The following is a 16900-nucleotide window of genomic DNA, read 5'->3' as shown; positions in this document are numbered from 1 at the left end:
AAAACACACAGCCTGTGGATAACTTCCCTGGATTACCGAGGCGAAGAAACGGGTAGAGACTTCAGCCCGCCCAGGCGCCCGTGAGGAAGCGGGCCGTGTTGAGATACATGAGCGGCCCGCAGATCACCGCGTACAGCACGATCACCCACGGCTTCCTGGTCGCCACCTTCGCGACCAGGACCCACAGCGGGAACCACAGCAGCAGCGAACGCGGGATCGACAGGTAGTACGCCGAGGTCATCAGCGCCGCCGCCTGCAACCCGCAGTAGACGGCCTCGCTCCACCTGCGCAGCGCCAGCAGCCACACCAGCACGCCCACCGCCAGCGCGGCCCCGGCGATCTCCATGCGGAAGGCCACCGCGAAGTCGTCGGTGCCCATGGCCGATCGCCACGTCGTGCGCCACGCCTGCCAGGGCCACTCGAAGTCGCGTCCCCAACCGGCCTCCTGCGCGTGCTTCCACGCCAGCCAGTCCCCCGAGCGCCGGTAGTGGTAGAACGAGTACGCCGCCAGCGGAAGGAACGGCACCGCCAGCCAGCCAGCCCGCCGCCACGACTCCCTGCTCCTGACGAACTCCACCACCAGCGCGACCGCCAGGAACAGCCCGGTGATCCGCACGCACGACGCGCCCGCCGCCAGCAGGACGGCCTCCGGCCAGCGCCCGAGCCGGGCGGCCAGCCACGCGGGGATCGCGAAGGTCAGGAACAGCGACTCGCTGTAGCCCGCCGACAGGAACACGGCCATCGGGAACAGCAGCAGCGCCAGCACCGCCATCCAGCCGGTCGCGCCCTCGAACTCGGCCAGCCGGGCCAGTGCGACCATGGCCACCGCCCCGGCGACCAGCGAGATCAGCAACCCGCAGGTCGCCCAGTCGGGCACCACGAGATGCACCGCCCGCAGCGCGACCGGCAGGCCGGGGAAGAACGCGGGCAGGCCGTCGTCGTGCGGTTTGCCCGGTTCTCCGTCGTACCCGTACTGGGCGATCGTGACGAACAGGCCGGCGTCCCATTGGCGCCACTTGCCGGCGTACTCGGCGAGGGTCACGCCGAGCAGCGTCGACACCACGAGCCCGGCCCGCGACCCGAGCCACAGCAGCAGCGCGTCCCGGGCGGCCGAGCGGGTGATCATCGTGTCTTCAGCACGAACCGGTCTGGAGCGTCGTCGAACACCCCGCCTGCCTGGTCGTCGATGTCGGCCTGGCGCACCACGTCCCCTTCGGGGCGCAGAATGTCACGGACGACGAACGCCATCATGATGCCGATGGTGATGACCCGTCCCCAGACCGCGGTGAAGTACGTGTCGTCCCCGATGCCCAGGTCGTTGCGGCTGAGCGGCACCTGGGCGAGCAGGTAGAGCCAGATCGCCGCGAAGTACCAGACCTCGGCGAGCTGCCACAACGCCAGCGGCTTCCACCTGGGCCTGGCCAGCACCGCGAACGGCACCAGCCACAACACGAACTGCGGCGACCACACCTTGTTCGTCATCATGAACGCGGCCAGCGCGAGGAAGCAGATCTGCGCCAGCCGGGGCCGGCGCGGCGCGGCGAGCGCGAGCACGGCGATGCCCAGGCACAGCACGGCCAGCGCCACCATGCCGAGCGTGCTGACGTCGGCCTCGCCGAGGATCCCCCAGCCCTTGCGCTGGAAGAACAGCCACGGCGATCCCCAGTCGATCCCGCGTTCCTGGGAGAAGACGTAGAACCGGCGCCAGCCGTCCCAGGCGAAGAGCATGAAGGGCACGTTGACCACGAGCCAGGCCCCCGCGGTCGAGCCCAGCGTCACCAGGAACGGCCGCCAGCGGGCGGTCCGCAGCGTGAGCAGGAACAGCGCGCCGAGGAACATCAGCGGGTAGAACTTGGTCGCGATCGCCAGCCCGAGCAGCACGCCCGCGAGCACCTGCCGCTTGCGCGCCCAGGCCAGCAGCATGCCCATCGACAACGCGCCGGCGACCAGGTCCCAGTTGATGTACGCGGCCAGGATCACGGCGGGCGAGATCGCGTACCACAACGCGTCCCACCGGCGGGTGGGCCCGGCCACCGCCGCCATCAGCAGGACGCCGACCACCAGGCAGATGCCGAGCAGGAGGACCGTGATGTCGTAGAACCTGACGGCCTGCGCGACCTGGTCGAGCTCCAGCTTCCGCGAGATCCAGGCGATGACCTGCATCACCTCGCCCAGCACCACCGGGTACTCGACCTGCTTGTCGAACGGCACGTCCGCGAAGTACGGGTTCTGGGTCGCGAGCTGCCGGTCGAAGTACAGCGGGTAGATGTCGGTGTAACAGAAATTCGTGTACGTCTGAACCTGGTCGTTCCATCCGCCGGTCCGGCACGGCAGCCGCACCACGTAGGCGAGGACGGCCCCCAGGGCGGCGATCAGCCCCAGGGGGAGGAACGGCACGGCACGCGCCGCCAGAGGGGCGCGTGCCTCGGTCGTGGTCACCACTCCTCGTGTCTGGCGTTCGTCTGAGAGGTGCCGATCGGCCGGGAGTCGGGCGCCTTGCCGCCTCCGCCGCCGCTCAGGATGCCGTGGTCGTCGGCCTCGGGGATCCCGGTGTCCTGCTGGGAGTCGTCGGTGACGTCACCGCTGTCGTCGTTGCAGGGCGCGACCAGGCAGTTCTGCTGGTTGCCGTCGTCGAAGGGGTTGTCCGAGCCGTCGTCGAACGGGTTCGTGGCGGTCGGCGTCGGCGTCGGCACCGGGCGCGGCACGATGTTCTCCGGCAGGCCGATGTCGGCCTTCTGCGGGAACTGCTCGATCTGCTTGCCCTCGTGCGCGGCGAGCATGAACCGCCGCCAGGTCGCGGTGGGCGGGCCGGCGCCCTCGAACCCGAGCGGGGCCTCCACGGCCCTGGTGTACGGGTTGTTCGGGCCGTACTTCTTGCTCGGCTTCTTCTCGTTCGGGGTGTCGGGACAGTTCGAGTGGCGAGGCTGGACGGTCTTGCCCGTCTTGGTCACGCACTTCTCGCGGTAGAACCCCACAGCAGTGGAGATCTGCGGCGTGTAACCGACGAACCAGGCTTCCTTCTCGTTGTTGTTGGTGCCGGTCTTGCCGGCCGCGGGCCGGTTGCCGAGCCCCTGGCCCGCGGCGGTGCCGCTCCTCAGCACCTCCTGCATGGCGACCGTCGCGTCGGCGGCCACGTCGGGGTCGATGACCCTGGTCGAGGTGCGCTGCTCGGGGTAGACGACTTGGCCGTTGAGCTTGACGTCCTGCACCACGTGGTACTTGGTGTACTTGCCGCCGTTGGCGAAGATCGAGTAGCCAGCGGCCTGCTCGACCGGCGTCACCAGGGCGCTGCCGATGGCGAACTGGAACTGATGTTCCTTGACGTCCTGGTCCATGCGCCCCTGGTTGAACCCGGCGCTCTCCACGAGTTCCTTCACGTCGTCGAGCTGCCTGGGCAGCTTGAACGCCATCGACACGTACGCGGTGTTGACGGACTGCGCCGTGGCCTTGACCACGTCGACGGCCTGGCCGACGTTGTGGCTGTTACGGAAACCGCCCTTCTGCTCGCCCGGGATGACCTTCGGGACGGTCTGGTTGCCCGGCACGTAGCTCTTGAGCGAGTAACCGGCCTGCAGCCAGGCCGCCAGCACGTACGGCTTGAACGCCGACGCGGCCTGCTTCTGGGCGTCGAAGGGCTCGTTGAACGGGTCGTTGAGGAAGTTCGAGCCGCCGTAGAAGGCCAGGACGCGGCCGTTCCTCGGGTCGACGGCGGCCAGGCCGGCGTGGTACTCCTTCGACATGTTCGCCGTCGTGGCCTCGACCGCCGTCTTGGCGGCCTTCATGAGGTTCTCGTCGAAGGTCGAGGTGATCTGGTAGCCGCCGCTCCTGACCATGTCAGGGGTGAGCTTGCGCTGCTTCAGCTCCTCCAGCACCTGCGTGATCATGTAGCCGCGCAGGCCCGCGTAGACCTCCTTGGGGTCGCCCTTGTAGACCTTCGGGAACTTCGCCTTCGCCGGCAGGCCGCCGTACTTCTGGGGCCACTGCTCGGCCATGTACTTGATGGTCGTGCTCCACCGTTCGCGCAGGCCGGGGTCGTCGGGGCCCCAGCTCGGGCGCTGGATGCGCGCGGCCAGGTAGGCGCCCTGCTCGGGGGTCAGGTTCTTGGCGTGCACGCTCTTGCCGAAGTACGCCTGCGAGGCGGCCTCGACACCGTAGGCGAGGCCGAAGTTCACGGTGTTGAGGTAGCGGGCGAGGATGTCCTCCTTGGACAGCTCCTGGTTGAGCTTGACCGCGACGAAGATCTCCTTGAGCTTGCGCTTGACGGAGACCTCCTGGCTGAGACCGTCGTAGTAGCCGCGGGCCATCTGCTGGGTGATGGTCGAGGCGCCCTGGAGCTGCTGGCCGGTCGCGGTCATCCACACCGAACGGGCCATGCCCGAGAGGGAGACGCCGGAGTCGTCGTAGAACGTCTTGTTCTCGATGGCGACCGTGGCGTCCTTGACGGTGTCGGCCATGTCCTTGAATTCGATGGTCTGCCGGGGCACGCCGAGCTTGGCCAGGACCTTGCCGTTGCGGTAGTAGAGCGTGCTCTGCTGCGCGACCGCCGAAGCCTGGGGGGCCTTGGGCACCGGCGTGAGGTTGTACGCGACCATGATCATGCCGAAGATGCCGGCCGCCAGCACGACCACGCTGGCCACGACGATCTTCCAACTCGGCACGAACCGGCGCCAGCCGCTGCGCCTCTTGTCCGGCGGTCCGGGCGGCCCGGGGGGCTCGTCCTGCCCGCTCGACCGGCGCGAGCGCCTGGGCGGCGCGTCGCTGACCATCGTCTCCTGGTTGCTCGTCGAACGCGTTTCCTGCCGCGCCCGGGAGCGAGCGCGCGGCGGCAGTTCCTCACGGCCCTGGGGCGCCCCGCGCTGGGGCTGCGGCCCGGAGGCGGGGTCACTGTACGGCTGCGCGGACATCGCGCCGGTCTGCTCATAGGCGGCTTCAGGACGACGCGGCGACTGCGCCGCACCCCAATCGGAATCACCGGTTTGGGGAGGAGAACCTGGGGGCACAGAACGGGATGAGCTGGAGCGACGGCGCCTTCCCGGGCGGGCCGTCCCCTCATTCATGCTGTTACTCACACGTCCTCGCATCGTCGTCGGATAAAAACGGCGTATGGGCGTGAGGTGACTCGCCGCCCTCGGTGTTCACGGTTGGCCGACGAGGTCTGGCGGTCCGTTGCCGAGGACGAACGAGACCGTCAGGTGGTTCCAGGAACAACCTTGGCAGACCTCGACGACGTACACCCGGAACTCATCGTAATCATGGGCCATTTCGACAAGCTCTGACGTGGCCTTTGCCTGACCGGCATGCCGCCCGAGCGAATCGCCGTAGACATAGGTCACGTTGGTGACGTTCTCCCTCTCGCACACCGGGCAGAGACGTTCGGTCGGCTCGCCGAACACGCGGGCCGCGCGAAGGAGGTACGGCTGTGCGTCACAGAGGTCTCCGCGCGAGGCACGGCCCACCTGCAGGGAGCGGACCGCTGCCCGCTTGGCGAGGCCGTAGTCCACCACCCTTCGCTGTGACCACATGAGCGCCAGACTACGGCGTTTTACCGAATCATCCCAACGGCTTGGCAAATCCTTTGATTGCGGCCTTATAGCGAATCGACGTATCCTCTGGATGTATCGACTCGATACATCGGCGCGAGAGGAGGCGGTTCCAGTGGCCAGCGGACAAGGCAGAGTTCTGGAGCTTGCCGTGCTCGGGTCGCTGCACGAACAGCCGCTACACGGCTATGAGCTGCGCAAACGGCTCAACGCCCTGTTGGGCATGTTCCGTGCGTTCTCCTATGGATCGCTGTACCCCTGTTTGCGATCACTACTGGCTCAGGGCCTCATCGTGGAGGAGCAGCCCGCTCCCGCCACGATCGTCGGCGGCCGGTCGAAAATCGTCTACAAGCTGACCGCCGAGGGCAAGGAACGCCTCCAGGAGCTGCTGACCCAGGCCGGCCCGTCAGCCTGGGAGGACGAGAGCTTCGGTGTGCACTTCGCCTTCTTCAGGCACACGGAGGCCGAGGTGCGCCTGCGCATCCTCGAAGGCCGCCGCAGCCGCCTGGAGGAGCGCCTCGACAGCGTGCGCACGGCGCTGGCCCGTACCAGGGAAAGGCTCGACAGCTACACGCTTGAGCTGCAGCGCCATGGGCTTGAGTCGGTCGAACGCGAGGTGCGTTGGCTGAACGAGCTGATCGCCACGGAGCGGCGGGCCTCGGAAGGGCCCGAGAGAGATACCACGTCAACTGATGAGTAAGGGAGCGAGTGCGATGGGTTCGGTTCGCGTGGCCATTGTCGGTGTCGGCAACTGCGCGTCTTCGCTGGTCCAGGGCGTCCACTACTACAAGGATGCGGACCCGGCCGCGCGAGTGCCGGGCCTGATGCACGTGAAGTTCGGTGATTACCACGTGGGCGACGTCGAGTTCGTCGCCGCCTTCGACGTGGACGCCAAGAAGGTCGGGCGCGACCTGTCCGAGGCGATCGTCGCCAGCGAGAACAACACCGTGAAGATCACGGATGTGCCGCCGACGGGGGTGACCGTGCTGCGCGGCCACACCTTCGACGGTCTGGGCGAGTTCTACCGTGAGATCATCGAGGAGTCCGACGAGGAACCCGTCGACGTGGTCAAGGTGCTCCGCGACAACCAGGTCGACGTCCTGGTGTCCTACCTGCCGGTGGGCTCGGAGGAGGCCGACCGCTTCTACGCGCAGTGCGCCATCGACGCCAAGGTGGCGTTCGTCAACGCGCTGCCGGTCTTCATCGCCTCCGACCCCGAGTGGGCCGAGAAGTTCACCGAGGCCGGGGTGCCGATCGTCGGCGACGACATCAAGTCGCAGGTAGGCGCCACGATCACGCACCGCGTGCTGGCCAAGCTGTTCGAGGACCGCGGGGTCGAGCTGCTGCGCACGTACCAGCTCAACTTCGGCGGCAACATGGACTTCATGAACATGCTGGAGCGCAGCCGGCTCCAGTCGAAGAAGATCTCCAAGACGCAGTCGGTCACCTCGCAGATCCCGCACGAGATGGGCAAGGCCGACGTGCACATCGGCCCGTCGGACCACGTGCCGTGGCTCGACGACCGCAAGTGGGCGTACGTGCGCCTGGAGGGCCGCTCGTTCGGCGACACCCCGCTGAACCTGGAGTACAAGCTGGAGGTCTGGGACTCCCCCAACTCCGCCGGCATCATCATCGACGCCGTGCGCGCCGCCAAGATCGCGCTCGACCGGGGCGTCGGCGGCCCGATCCTGTCGGCGTCGTCGTACTTCATGAAGTCGCCGCCGAAGCAGTACTCCGACGACGAGGCCCGCGAGTACGTCGAGAAGTTCATCAGGGGCGAGGTCGAGCGCTAGCCGCTGAGCCCCTCGCGGCCGCGGCTCAGCCGCGCGCGGCGGGGGGCAGTTCGTCGTCGGGGGCGGGCCGCCAGGCCATCGGGTCGGCGCCCAGCTCGCTGAGCAGCGGCACCTGCTCCCTGCACCACGGCGAGATCGCCAGCAGGCCGCTCCCCACGCCCTCGGCGAACTCCTTCCACGGCATCCAGCGCACCTCGCCCACCTCGTCGGGGTTGGGCGCCACCGGGGTGTCGACCGTGACGCGGTAGACCGGGCACAGCTCGTGCTCGACGATGCCGTTGCCCATGACGGCGCGGTAGGAGAAGCCGGGCAGCATGAGGTCGGCGCCGCCGGCGTGAAGGCCCAGCTCGTAGGAGAGCCTGCGGATGACCGCCTGGTCGAGCTTCTCGCCGGGCAGCGGATGGCCGCAGCAGCTGTTGGTCCAGACGCCGGGCCAGGTGATCTTGTGGCCGGCCCGCCTGGTGAGCAGCACGCGGCCTTCGGGGTCGAAGACGTAGCTGGAGAAGGCTAGATGGAGTGGGGTCTCCCGGCCGTGCACCGACGTCTTGGGCGCGGTGCCGAGCGCGTGCCCCTCGCGGTCGACCAGCACAACGTGTTCCTCAGTGGTCACGCTGTGAAGCGTACGAGATCCCGGCGCACGTTCGTAACCCGCCGGGCACCTGCCGTACCAACCTCCGGCGCATCCTAGTGGAGGCGCTCGGGGCTAGGCTGACGGGGTGTCATTCGTCGCCGATCTCCGCGTCGTCCTCCAAGGCCGTGACTTCCGACGGCTGTTCGGCACGCGGCTGGTCTCCCAGTTCTCCGACGGGATCTTCCAGTTCGGCGTCACGAACTTCGCGTTCTTCAGTCCCGAGAAGCAGACGACGGCCCTGGCCGTGGCCGCGGGCCTGGCCGTGCTGTTCCTGCCGTACAGCGTGCTCGGGCCGTTCGTCGGGGTGTTCATCGACCGGTGGTCGCGGCGGCAGATCCTCGTCATCGCGCCCTTCGTGCGCGGCGGGCTGCTGCTGGTCGCCGCCGGGCTGGTCGCCGCCGACGCGCCCGACCCCGTCTTCTACGCGGCCGCGCTCGGCGTGCTCGGCGTCAACCGGTTCTTCCTGGCCGCGCTCGGCGCCTCGCTGCCGCACGTGGTGCCGTCCGACCGGCTGATGGCGGCCAACGCGGTGACGCCGACGTGCGGCACCGTGGTCACGTTCGTCGGCGCGGGCGTCGGGTTCCTGCTGCGCGAGGTGTTCGGCGACAGCGACGCGGCCATCGGGCTGCTGCTGGTCGTGTCGGGCGTGATGTTCGGGCTGAGCGCCCTGGTCGCCCGCACGATGGACCGCGCGCTGCTCGGCCCCTCCTACGACCCCGGCCAGCCCCAGGCCCGCGAGGCCCTGCGCAACGTGGTCGTGGGCCTGGTCGACGGCGCCAAGCACCTGGCGAGCCACCGCGACGCCGCCGCGACCATGGGCGCGATGGCCGCCCACCGTTTCCTGTACGGCATGGCCACCGCCCTCGGCATCATCCTCTACCGCTACTACTTCACCGACGGCGATCCCGACGCCGCACTGCGCGGGATCAGCCTGGTGGTGGCCACCTCCGGCTTCGGCTACTTCCTCGCCGTGATCATCACCCCGTACGCGACCGAGCGGTTCGGGATCAGCCGCTGGGTGGTCATCGCGCTGTCCTCGGCCGGCGTGCTGGCGGGCGCGCTCGTCCTGCCGTTCCAGACGTGGGGGCTGCCGGTGGCCGGCTTCGTGCTGGGCGTCGCCGGGCAGAGCGTCAAGATCTGCGCCGACACGACCGTCCAGCGCGACGTCGAGGACGCCTATCTCGGCCGCGCCTTCTCCATCTACGACATGCTCTTCAACGGCATGTACGTGCTGGCCGCCGCGCTCTCGGCGGCGATCCTGCCGCCCAACGGCAAGTCGTACCTGGCCGTCGTGATCATCACGGTCGGCTACCCCGTGGCGGCGCTGGTCTACCGGATGGTCACGACGTCGTCGTCACGCTCCCAGGTCGTGTGACCTCGCCCAGTCGATCAGCGCCTGGGTGGCCGCCTCCTTGCCGAGCACGCCCTTGTCCAGCCTGAGGTCGAGCAGGAACTTGTACGCCCGGCCCACCACGGGCCCGGGGCCGACCCCGAGGACGGCCTGGATCTCGTTGCCGTCGAGCTCGGGCCGGATCTTGGCCAGCTCCTCCTGCTCGGCCAGCCGGGCGATGCGCTCTTCGAGCTGGTCGTAGGTGCGCGACAGCGCCGCCGCCTTGCGCTTGTTGCGCGTGGTGCAGTCGGCCCTGGTCAGCTTGTGCAGGCGGCCGAGCAGCGGGCCGGCGTCGCGGACGTAGCGGCGCACGGCGCTGTCGGTCCACTCCCCCGTGCCGTAGCCGTGGAAGCGCAGGTGGAGCTCGACCAGGTGGGAGACGTCGGCCACGACGTCCTTGGGGAACCTCAGCTCGGCCATGCGCTTCTTGGTCATCTGCGCGCCGACGACCTCGTGGTGGTGGAACGACACCCGCCCGGCGGCCTCGTGGCGCCGGGTCTTGGGCTTGCCGATGTCGTGCATGATCGCGGCCCAGCGCAGGATCCGGTCGGGCTTGCCGTCCTCCTCCTGGGCGATGGCCTGGTCGAGGACGGTCAGCGTGTGCTCGTAGACGTCTTTGTGCCGGTGGTGCTCGTCGATCTCCAGGCGCAGCTTGGGCAGCTCGGGCAGCACGTGCGCGGCCAGGCCGGTCTCCACCAGCAGGCGCAGGCCCTCGCGCGGGTCGGCGCCGCAGATCAGCTTGTCGAGCTCGTCGCGGATGCGCTCGGCCGAGACGATCTCGATGCGCTCGGCCATCGCGGTCATCGCCGCCAGGGCGGCCCGGTCGACGCCGAAGCCGAGCTGCGAGGCGAACCGCGCGGCCCTGAGCATGCGCAGCGGGTCGTCGGCGAACGAACGCTCGGGGGTGCCCGGCGTGCGCAGCAGCTTGGCGCGCAGGTCGTTCAGACCGCCGTAGGGGTCGACGAACTCGTGGCCGGGCAGGCGCACCGCCATCGCGTTGACCGCGAAGTCGCGCCGCTCCAGGTCGGCCTCCAGCGTCTCGCCGTAGGCGACCTCGGGCTTGCGCGACTTGGGGTCGTAGGACTCGCTCCGGTACGTGGTGATCTCGATCAGCCAGTTGCCCTTGCGCAGGCCGACGGTGCCGAAGTCGATGCCGATCGTCCACACGGAGTCGGCCCAGCCCCTGACGACGTCGAGCACCCTGTGGGGGTTGGCGTCGGTGGTCAGGTCGAGGTCGTTGCCGACGCGGCCCAGCAGGATGTCGCGTACGGGGCCGCCGACGAGGGCCAGCTCGTGCCCGTGGTCGGCGAACAGGCGGCCGAGCTCGTCGGCCACCGGTGCGATCTTGCGGAACAGGTCGTGCATCGCCCGCTGCTGGCTTTCGGTCATTGTTGAGTCGGACAAACCCTGTCGGTCCTTCGATTCCGGAACATATCCCCCGAGCCACATCAGGTCCGGGTTACCGTCGGTCTGGGGACCGTCGGGGGCCATGGAACAGGGCGAGACGGAGGAGGACTTCATGAAGGACGCCCTCGCGATCCACCGCTGGCTCCTCGCACACCAGGTCCATCATGAGATCGTACGCCTTCCGCGCCCCATGACTTGCGCGGAGGAACTGCCGGAGACGGTCTCCGCAGCACCCGGGCGGTGCGTCGTGGTCACCGTGTTCGACGTCGCCACCAGGATCGGCAGCGAGGTCGTCGTCGCCGTCGTCTCCACGGCGGCGGCCCCGCCCCAGCCCGGCGTCGTCGGGGGCCTGCTGGGGGCCCGCCAGGTGCGGCCCGCCCCCGCCTTCCTGGTCAACTCGGCCACCGACTACACCGGCGGGCTCGTCTGCCCGCTGCTGCTGCCGGAGACGTTGCCGGTGCTCATCGACGACCGGCTCGTCGCCGACGACGCGGTCGTCTTCACCGCCACCGGGGAACGGCACACCGCGGTCTGTCTTCGTGCGCTCGACCTGCTGAATCTTCTCACCGGCAAGACGGTCGACCTGCGTGCAGCGCGACCGCGGGGAACACGCGAGGCGGTCGCGCCGCGGCACTGAACCCGTACCATTGCGGGCGTGCGCCGTCGTACCCCAGCCCTGGCATGCGCGTGATCCGTAAGGTCGCGCTGCTCGCCGTGATGTCCGTCGCGTCGCTCGCCCCCATGGTGGCGGCGGCGCCGAGCTCTGCTGCCACGGTGGCGGTGGCGCGCGAGACGCTCTCCGTCTCCATCACGTCGATCACGCCACAGATGACGACCAGCCCGACCGACGTGATCAAGTTCACCGGCACGGTCCGCAACGACACCGGAACCGCGCTCGGCCCCCTCCGCGTACGCCTGCGCTACACGAGCGAACGCTTCTTCGACCGCGCCTCCATGGCCGCCTATCAGAGCGACCAGAACAACGTCACCCTGCCCGGCAACGTGTCCCGCACCTCGGCCATGGACATCCCGGCCCTGGCCGTGGGCGGGCAGGCCACCTGGACGTTCACGGCGACCCCGGTCCAGCTCGGCTACCGCGAGTTCGGCGTCTACCGGATCGCCGTCGACGTCTCCCAGAACGAAGTGCCGATCACGGCGCAGCGCACGTTCCTCACCTATGCCCCGCCGACCACGCCGAAGCTGCCGCGCAACAAGCTCGCCGTCGCCCTGCCCGTCATCGACCAGCCCCACCGGGGCTCCGACGAGACGTTGTTCGTCGACGACAAGCTGAGCCAGTCGCTCAGCGGCAAGGGCCGCCTGGCCGACCTGGCCCGCATCGCGCAGACGGCGCCGAAGAGCGTCACCTGGTTCGTCGAGCCGTCGCTGCTCGACGACCTGAAGGCGATGACCAAGGGCTACCACGTCAAGACCAAGGACGGCACCGAAGGCAAACCGGCCAACGACACCGCCGGCACCTGGCTGACCACCATGAGCACGGCGCTGGCCGCCTCCCCCGTCATCGCCACCCCGTACGGCGACCCCGACGTGACGGCCCTGGCCCATCAGGGGCTCGACGCGCAGCCCGGCCGGGCCATCGAGCTCGGCGGCCAGACCGCCAGGGCGCTGCTCAACCGCAACGCGCAGACCTCGATCAACTGGCCGCCCGCGGGCGTGCTCGACGCCGACGCGCTCGACCTGCTCTCGGTCAGCCCCGGCAAGGTCACCACCGTCCTGCTCAACTCGACCAACCTGCCGCCGCAGCCGCCCGTCACCCACACGCCCGACGCCGCCGCCATGCTCGACAGCGTCGCCGGCCCGGTCAAGGCGCTGGTCGCCGACGCCGAGCTGAGCCGGCTGTTCGAGCCGACCGCGCCCACGACGGTCCTGCTCAGCACGCAGCGTTTCATCGCCGAGACCGCGATGATCGCCGCCGAGACCGGGCAGGTCGAGCCGCGGTCGCTGGTCGTCGCGCCGTCGCGCCGCTGGGACCCCAACCCGATGCTGGTCACCAGCCTGCTGAAGACCGCCCGCAAGCTGCCGTGGCTGTCGATGACCACGCTCGACTCGATCAAGCCGAGCAAGACGGCGACGCCGCGGGCCGGGCTCACGTACACCGATCAGGACCGCAAGGAGGAGCTGAGCGCCAAATACCTGGCCCCCGTCAAGGAGATCGCGTCGCAGGCGCAGCTCACCGCGTCGATCACCGGGGCCAAGGCGCCCTCGGCCTTCGACGCCGCGGTGCTCAGGCTCACCTCGTCGGCCTGGCGCAACAACACCCGCGCGGGCCGGGTGGTGACCAAGCTGGTCGGCACGGCGGTCGACGGCCAGATCGACAAGATCCAGATCACCGACGCGCCGCGCACGCTCGCCGGCAGCAACGGCGTGGTGCCCATCAGCGTGAAGAACTCGCTGGACAAACCCGTCACCCTCTACATCGACGTCAAGTCCAACGACCGCGGACGGCTGCAGATCCTCCCGCCGCCACCGCCGATCGAGCCGCTGCTGATCGGCGGCAACCAGAGCGGCACGCTCCAGGTGAGCATGAACGCCACCACCAGCGGCGACGCCACCGTCACCGTGCAACTGCGCACGGTCGACAACCTGCCCTACGGCAAGCCCCAGCGACTGACCATCCGCACCACCGGCTACACCGGCATCGCCCTGGTCATCGTGGGCGCCGCGTTGACGGTGATGCTCGCCGCCGTCGTGACGCGCATCCTGCGCCGCCGGTCGGAGCGACGGCTCGCGCGAGCGGGCAGATCCCGGGAGAGTGAGACCGTATGAGCCGCATGCTGCGGGCCAGCGCCGTCATGGCGGCGGGCACGATGGTGTCCAGGGTCACGGGGTTCGCGCGCACGATGGTGCTGGCCTACGCCATCGGCACCGCGGCGCTGGGCGACTCCTACAACGCGGCCTACGCGATCCCGTACAGCATCCTCGACCTGCTGCTGCTGGGCGTGCTGAGCAGCGTCGTGGTGCCGATGATCGTCCGGGCGCAGCAGCACGACGCCGACGGCGGGCGCGCCTACGAGCAGCGCCTGCTGACGCTGGCCACGGCCGTACTGGTCGTCGTGGCCGTGCTCGCCGTGCTGGGCGCGCCGCTGCTCATCGACCTCTACACCGACTGGGACCACGGCACCCCCAAGTTCGAGACCGCGGTCACGCTGGCCCGGTTCATCCTGCCGCAGCTCGCCTTCTTCGGGATCGGCGCGGTCGCGGGCGCCATCCTCAACACGCGCGACCGCTACGGCGCCCCCATGTGGGCGCCGGTGCTCAACAACCTGGTCGTCATCTGCGTGTTCCTGGTCTACGCCGTGGTCGGCAGCGGGTCCGACATCGAGGGGGTCACCACCGGCGACCTCGCGCTGCTCGGTCTCGGCACCACGGCGGGCATCGTCGCCCAGGCGGTGGTGCTGATCATCGCGCTCAAGCGCGTGGGCCTCTCGTTCGTGCCGCGCTTCGACGTGCGCAACGCCCGGCTGGGCGAGATGGGCAGGGCCGGGATCTGGACCATCGGCTACGTCGTGGTCACCCAGCTCGGGTTCATGCTGACGACCAACCTGGCCAGCTCGGCGGGCAACGAGGTGGCCGGGCACGGCATCAGCCCGTACACGCTGGCCTTCCAGCTCTTCCAGTTGCCGTACGGGATCATCGGCGTGTCGGTGATCACGGCGATGCTGCCCCGGATGAGCCGGGCGGTGGGCGAGGGGCGGCTCGACGACGTGCGCACCGAGTTCGGGTCGAGCGTGCGGCTCATCTGCTCGCTCATGGTGCCGGTCTCGCTGCTGCTGATGGTGCTCGGGCCGGCGATCACCGTGCCGATCTACGGCCACGGCGCCAACAGCGTCGCCGACGCCGTCTACATCGGGAACGTGCTGCAGGTCTACGGCCTGGCGCTGGTGCCGTTCGCGGTGTTCCAGCTCCTGCTGCGGGTGTTCTACAGCTTCGGCGACACGCGTACGCCGGTGTTCGTGGGGGCCGGCACGACCGCGGTCAACGCGCTGCTCATGATCGTCTTCTTCATGCTGCTGCCCGCCCGCTACGCGGTGATGGGGCTGGCGCTCGCGTACGCCATCGCCTACGGGATGGGCGCGGTCCTCGCCTGGACGCTGGCCAGCCGCCGCGTGCAGGGCCTGGGCGGCTGGACCATCGGCACGGCGCTGACCAGGATGTACCTGGCGTCCCTGCCCACGGCCGTGCTGGGGCTGCTCACGGTCTGGGTGGTCACCCAGGTGTTCGGCGGCCTGGGTTTCGTCAACTCGCTGATCGTCCTGGCGGTGGGCGGCGGCCTGGGCCTGTTGCTCTATCTCGCCGTCGCCCACAGGATGCGCATAGCGGAGGTCAACTCACTCGTTGGTATGGTCGCCAGACGCGTAGGTCGGTAGTAATTGGGAAATCCGCCATATGGACGGACTTGACCACGACGGCTGACGAGTTTCCGGTTGGCAAAGAACGCGGGCGGAATCGACTCGGCACTACCATGGTGCCCTACGCGCGCGAATGGAAGCAGGAGGGGCGTGGGCGGATCCACCCGGCATAGCGTGCCTACGTGGGACACCACCACGCAGGTGAGTCGAGTCATGAGCACGCCCGATCGGCCTAGCGGAGAGAGCCTGTGAGCACGTCGGCCGTGGAACCCGGCACCCGACTGGCCGAACGCTTCCGGCTGGAGGACCGCGTCAGCGAGTCCGACGGCGCGACCCTGTGGAAGGCGATCGACGAGATCCTCGCGCGCCCGGTGGCGGTGCACACCTTCGGCCCCGACTTCCCGCGCGTGCACGAGGTCGTCACCGCCGCCCGCGCCGCCAGCCGGCTCACCGACCCGCGCCTGACCCAGGTGTTCGACGCCGGCGAGGACGACAAGCACTCCTACGTGGTCAGCGAGTGGGTCACCGGCGAGACGCTGACCGACCTGCTCGCCGCCGGCCCGCTGGAACCCGAACGCGCGGCCGGCCTGGTGGCCGAGGCCGCCGAGGCGCTGGCGCACGCCCACGAGGCCAAGCTCTACCACCTGTGCCTGCGCCCGTCCCACCTGGTGTGGACGACGGGCAACACGGTCAAGGTGCTCGGCGTGGCCGTCGACGCCGCCCTGTCCGGGCTCACCACCGACCAGCCCGCCCTCGACGACGCCGAAGGGCTGGGCAGGCTGCTGTACGCCGGCCTGACCGGTCACTGGCCCGGCGACGAGGAGGAGGGCGGCCTGCCCGCCGCCCCCATGAGCGACGGCCACTTCTGCTCGCCACGACAGGTCACCGCCGGTGTCCCGTCTTATCTGGACACGGTCACCGTCCGCGCCTGCCTGCCCGAGTCGCGCAAGGGCCAGGGCGCGCTGTCGAGCCCGTCCGAGGTCGCCGAGGCGCTGGCCGACGTGGCCAGGCCCATGCCGATCGCGATCTCCTACCCCTCGACGCCGGCGGTCGCCTCCGCCTCGCACACCGAGGGCCTCGACGTCGCCCACCGGCAGCAGCGCACCATGCCGCCCCCGCCGTCCGTGCCGCGCCGTCCCCCCAACCAGGGTGGCGGCAGCGTGCTCAACCGGGTGCTGATGACGCTGGTGGTGCTGCTGGTCATCGCCGCCGTGGGCGTCGGGGCCTGGACGATCGGCCGCAGCCTCGGCAGCCCCGCCACGCCGGAGGCGTCGGTCAGCCCGACCACCGGCAAGTCCTCCGCCTCGGCCTCGGCGCAGGCCGTCAAGCCGGACAAGGCCAAGGGCTTCGACCCGCTCGGCGACGACGGCGACGAGAAGTCGGACATCGCCGGCCTGGCCATCGACGGCAAGCCCAGCACGGCCTGGACGACCCAGAGTTACGGCAGCGCCGAGCTGGGCAACCTCAAGAAGGGCGTCGGCCTGCTGCTCGACATGGGCAAGTCCGTGCAGATCAGCGACGTGGTGGCTACGCTGGCCAAGACCGAGGGGTCGAGCGTCGAGCTGAAGGTCGGCGACTCCGCCGACCTCGGCTCGCTCAAGACCGTGGCGACCCAGAAGAGCGCCTCGGGCAAGACCACCCTGACTCCCGAGGAACCGGCAAGCGGTCGGTACGTTTTGATCTGGTTTACGCGCGTTCCGGCGGATGCAGGCCAGTTTCGTGGCACCATCTATGAAGTAGTGGTGCATTCTCCCGGATCGGCATAAATCAGG

General features: G+C 69.5%; 13 protein-coding genes. 7 read left to right on the top strand and 6 right to left on the bottom strand.

Annotation, left to right across the window (positions count from 1 at the left end; all coding sequences use genetic code 11):
• Positions 1–61: 61 nt before the first annotated feature.
• The 4 genes from ACIHAD_RS35295 to ACIHAD_RS35280 all read right to left on the bottom strand — a co-directional run bounded on the left by ACIHAD_RS35295 (position 62) and on the right by ACIHAD_RS35280 (position 5522).
• A complete protein-coding gene (locus ACIHAD_RS35295) occupies positions 62–1126 on the bottom strand; it encodes a mannosyltransferase family protein (RefSeq protein ID WP_397359060.1) in 1065 nt (354 codons plus the stop codon).
• On the bottom strand, positions 1123–2439 hold the full coding sequence (locus ACIHAD_RS35290; protein WP_397359059.1) for a glycosyltransferase family 87 protein: 1317 nt from the start codon (positions 2437–2439) through the stop codon (positions 1123–1125). Before ACIHAD_RS35290 ends, ACIHAD_RS35295 begins: the two co-directional genes overlap by 4 nt.
• Positions 2436–4766, bottom strand: coding sequence for a transglycosylase domain-containing protein (locus ACIHAD_RS35285; RefSeq protein ID WP_397359058.1), 2331 nt, complete (start codon positions 4764–4766; stop codon positions 2436–2438). The genes ACIHAD_RS35290 and ACIHAD_RS35285 overlap by 4 nt, the downstream gene beginning before the upstream one ends.
• 369 nt (positions 4767–5135) lie before the next feature.
• Positions 5136–5522 (bottom strand): DUF5318 family protein, encoded by a 387-nt coding sequence (locus ACIHAD_RS35280; RefSeq protein ID WP_397359057.1) that lies wholly within the window; start codon positions 5520–5522, stop codon positions 5136–5138.
• Positions 5523–5655: 133 nt separating this feature from the next.
• Between ACIHAD_RS35280 and ACIHAD_RS35275 the strand changes: the two genes are divergently transcribed.
• Positions 5656–6240, top strand: a complete 585-nt coding sequence (locus ACIHAD_RS35275) for a PadR family transcriptional regulator (protein WP_352322949.1) — start codon at positions 5656–5658, stop codon at positions 6238–6240.
• Positions 6241–6253: 13 nt separating this feature from the next.
• Complete coding sequence (locus ACIHAD_RS35270; protein WP_397359056.1) at positions 6254–7333, top strand: inositol-3-phosphate synthase; 1080 nt, start codon at positions 6254–6256, stop codon at positions 7331–7333.
• A 25-nt stretch (positions 7334–7358) separates the two neighbouring features.
• On the opposite strand, the gene idi is transcribed toward ACIHAD_RS35270, so the two are convergent.
• Positions 7359–7943: an isopentenyl-diphosphate Delta-isomerase gene (gene idi, locus ACIHAD_RS35265; RefSeq protein ID WP_397359055.1), complete on the bottom strand. Its 585-nt coding sequence runs from the start codon at positions 7941–7943 to the stop codon at positions 7359–7361.
• A gap of 106 nt (positions 7944–8049) precedes the next feature.
• Here idi and ACIHAD_RS35260 point away from each other — a divergent pair, with 106 nt between their 5' ends.
• Complete coding sequence (locus tag ACIHAD_RS35260) at positions 8050–9339, top strand: MFS transporter (RefSeq protein ID WP_397359054.1); 1290 nt, start codon at positions 8050–8052, stop codon at positions 9337–9339.
• Here the strand turns inward: ACIHAD_RS35260 and ACIHAD_RS35255 are convergent.
• Positions 9319–10743 carry a CCA tRNA nucleotidyltransferase gene (locus ACIHAD_RS35255; protein WP_397359053.1) on the bottom strand — a complete coding sequence of 475 codons (1425 nt, stop codon included), beginning with the start codon at positions 10741–10743 and terminating at the stop codon, positions 9319–9321. The genes ACIHAD_RS35260 and ACIHAD_RS35255 overlap by 21 nt on opposite strands.
• Positions 10744–10873: 130 nt before the next feature.
• Between ACIHAD_RS35255 and ACIHAD_RS35250 the strand changes: the two genes are divergently transcribed.
• The 4 genes from ACIHAD_RS35250 (at position 10874) to ACIHAD_RS35235 (ending at position 16894) form a co-directional block, all read left to right on the top strand.
• Positions 10874–11398 carry a YbaK/EbsC family protein gene (locus tag ACIHAD_RS35250; protein WP_397359052.1) on the top strand — a complete coding sequence of 175 codons (525 nt, stop codon included), beginning with the start codon at positions 10874–10876 and terminating at the stop codon, positions 11396–11398.
• A 44-nt stretch (positions 11399–11442) separates the two neighbouring features.
• Positions 11443–13545: a DUF6049 family protein gene (locus ACIHAD_RS35245; RefSeq protein WP_397359051.1), complete on the top strand. Its 2103-nt coding sequence runs from the start codon at positions 11443–11445 to the stop codon at positions 13543–13545.
• Complete coding sequence (murJ, locus tag ACIHAD_RS35240; RefSeq protein WP_397359050.1) at positions 13542–15146, top strand: murein biosynthesis integral membrane protein MurJ; 1605 nt, start codon at positions 13542–13544, stop codon at positions 15144–15146. The genes ACIHAD_RS35245 and murJ overlap by 4 nt, the downstream gene beginning before the upstream one ends.
• Positions 15147–15376: 230 nt before the next feature.
• Complete coding sequence (locus ACIHAD_RS35235) at positions 15377–16894, top strand: protein kinase family protein (protein ID WP_397359049.1); 1518 nt, start codon at positions 15377–15379, stop codon at positions 16892–16894.
• Positions 16895–16900 lie beyond the last annotated feature (6 nt).

Source organism: Nonomuraea sp. NPDC052265, from assembly GCF_044547985.1.
Lineage (GTDB): Bacteria > Actinomycetota > Actinomycetes > Streptosporangiales > Streptosporangiaceae > Nonomuraea.
Note: the sequence above shows the minus strand (reverse complement) of the source record. Positions and strands in the feature narration are given on the sequence as shown.

Excerpts from the sequence above, each read along its gene's own strand:
- murJ (WP_397359050.1), top strand. The coding sequence starts at position 13,542 with ATGAGCCGCATGCTGCGGGCCAGCGCCGTCATGGCGGCGGGCACGATG.
- ACIHAD_RS35295 (WP_397359060.1), bottom strand. The coding sequence starts at position 1,126 with ATGATCACCCGCTCGGCCGCCCGGGACGCGCTGCTGCTGTGGCTCGGG.
- ACIHAD_RS35245 (WP_397359051.1), top strand. The coding sequence starts at position 11,443 with ATGCGCGTGATCCGTAAGGTCGCGCTGCTCGCCGTGATGTCCGTCGCG.
- ACIHAD_RS35250 (WP_397359052.1), top strand. The coding sequence starts at position 10,874 with ATGAAGGACGCCCTCGCGATCCACCGCTGGCTCCTCGCACACCAGGTC.
- ACIHAD_RS35280 (WP_397359057.1), bottom strand. The coding sequence starts at position 5,522 with ATGTGGTCACAGCGAAGGGTGGTGGACTACGGCCTCGCCAAGCGGGCA.
- ACIHAD_RS35255 (WP_397359053.1), bottom strand. The coding sequence starts at position 10,743 with ATGACCGAAAGCCAGCAGCGGGCGATGCACGACCTGTTCCGCAAGATC.
- ACIHAD_RS35270 (WP_397359056.1), top strand. The coding sequence starts at position 6,254 with ATGGGTTCGGTTCGCGTGGCCATTGTCGGTGTCGGCAACTGCGCGTCT.
- ACIHAD_RS35285 (WP_397359058.1), bottom strand. The coding sequence starts at position 4,766 with ATGGTCAGCGACGCGCCGCCCAGGCGCTCGCGCCGGTCGAGCGGGCAG.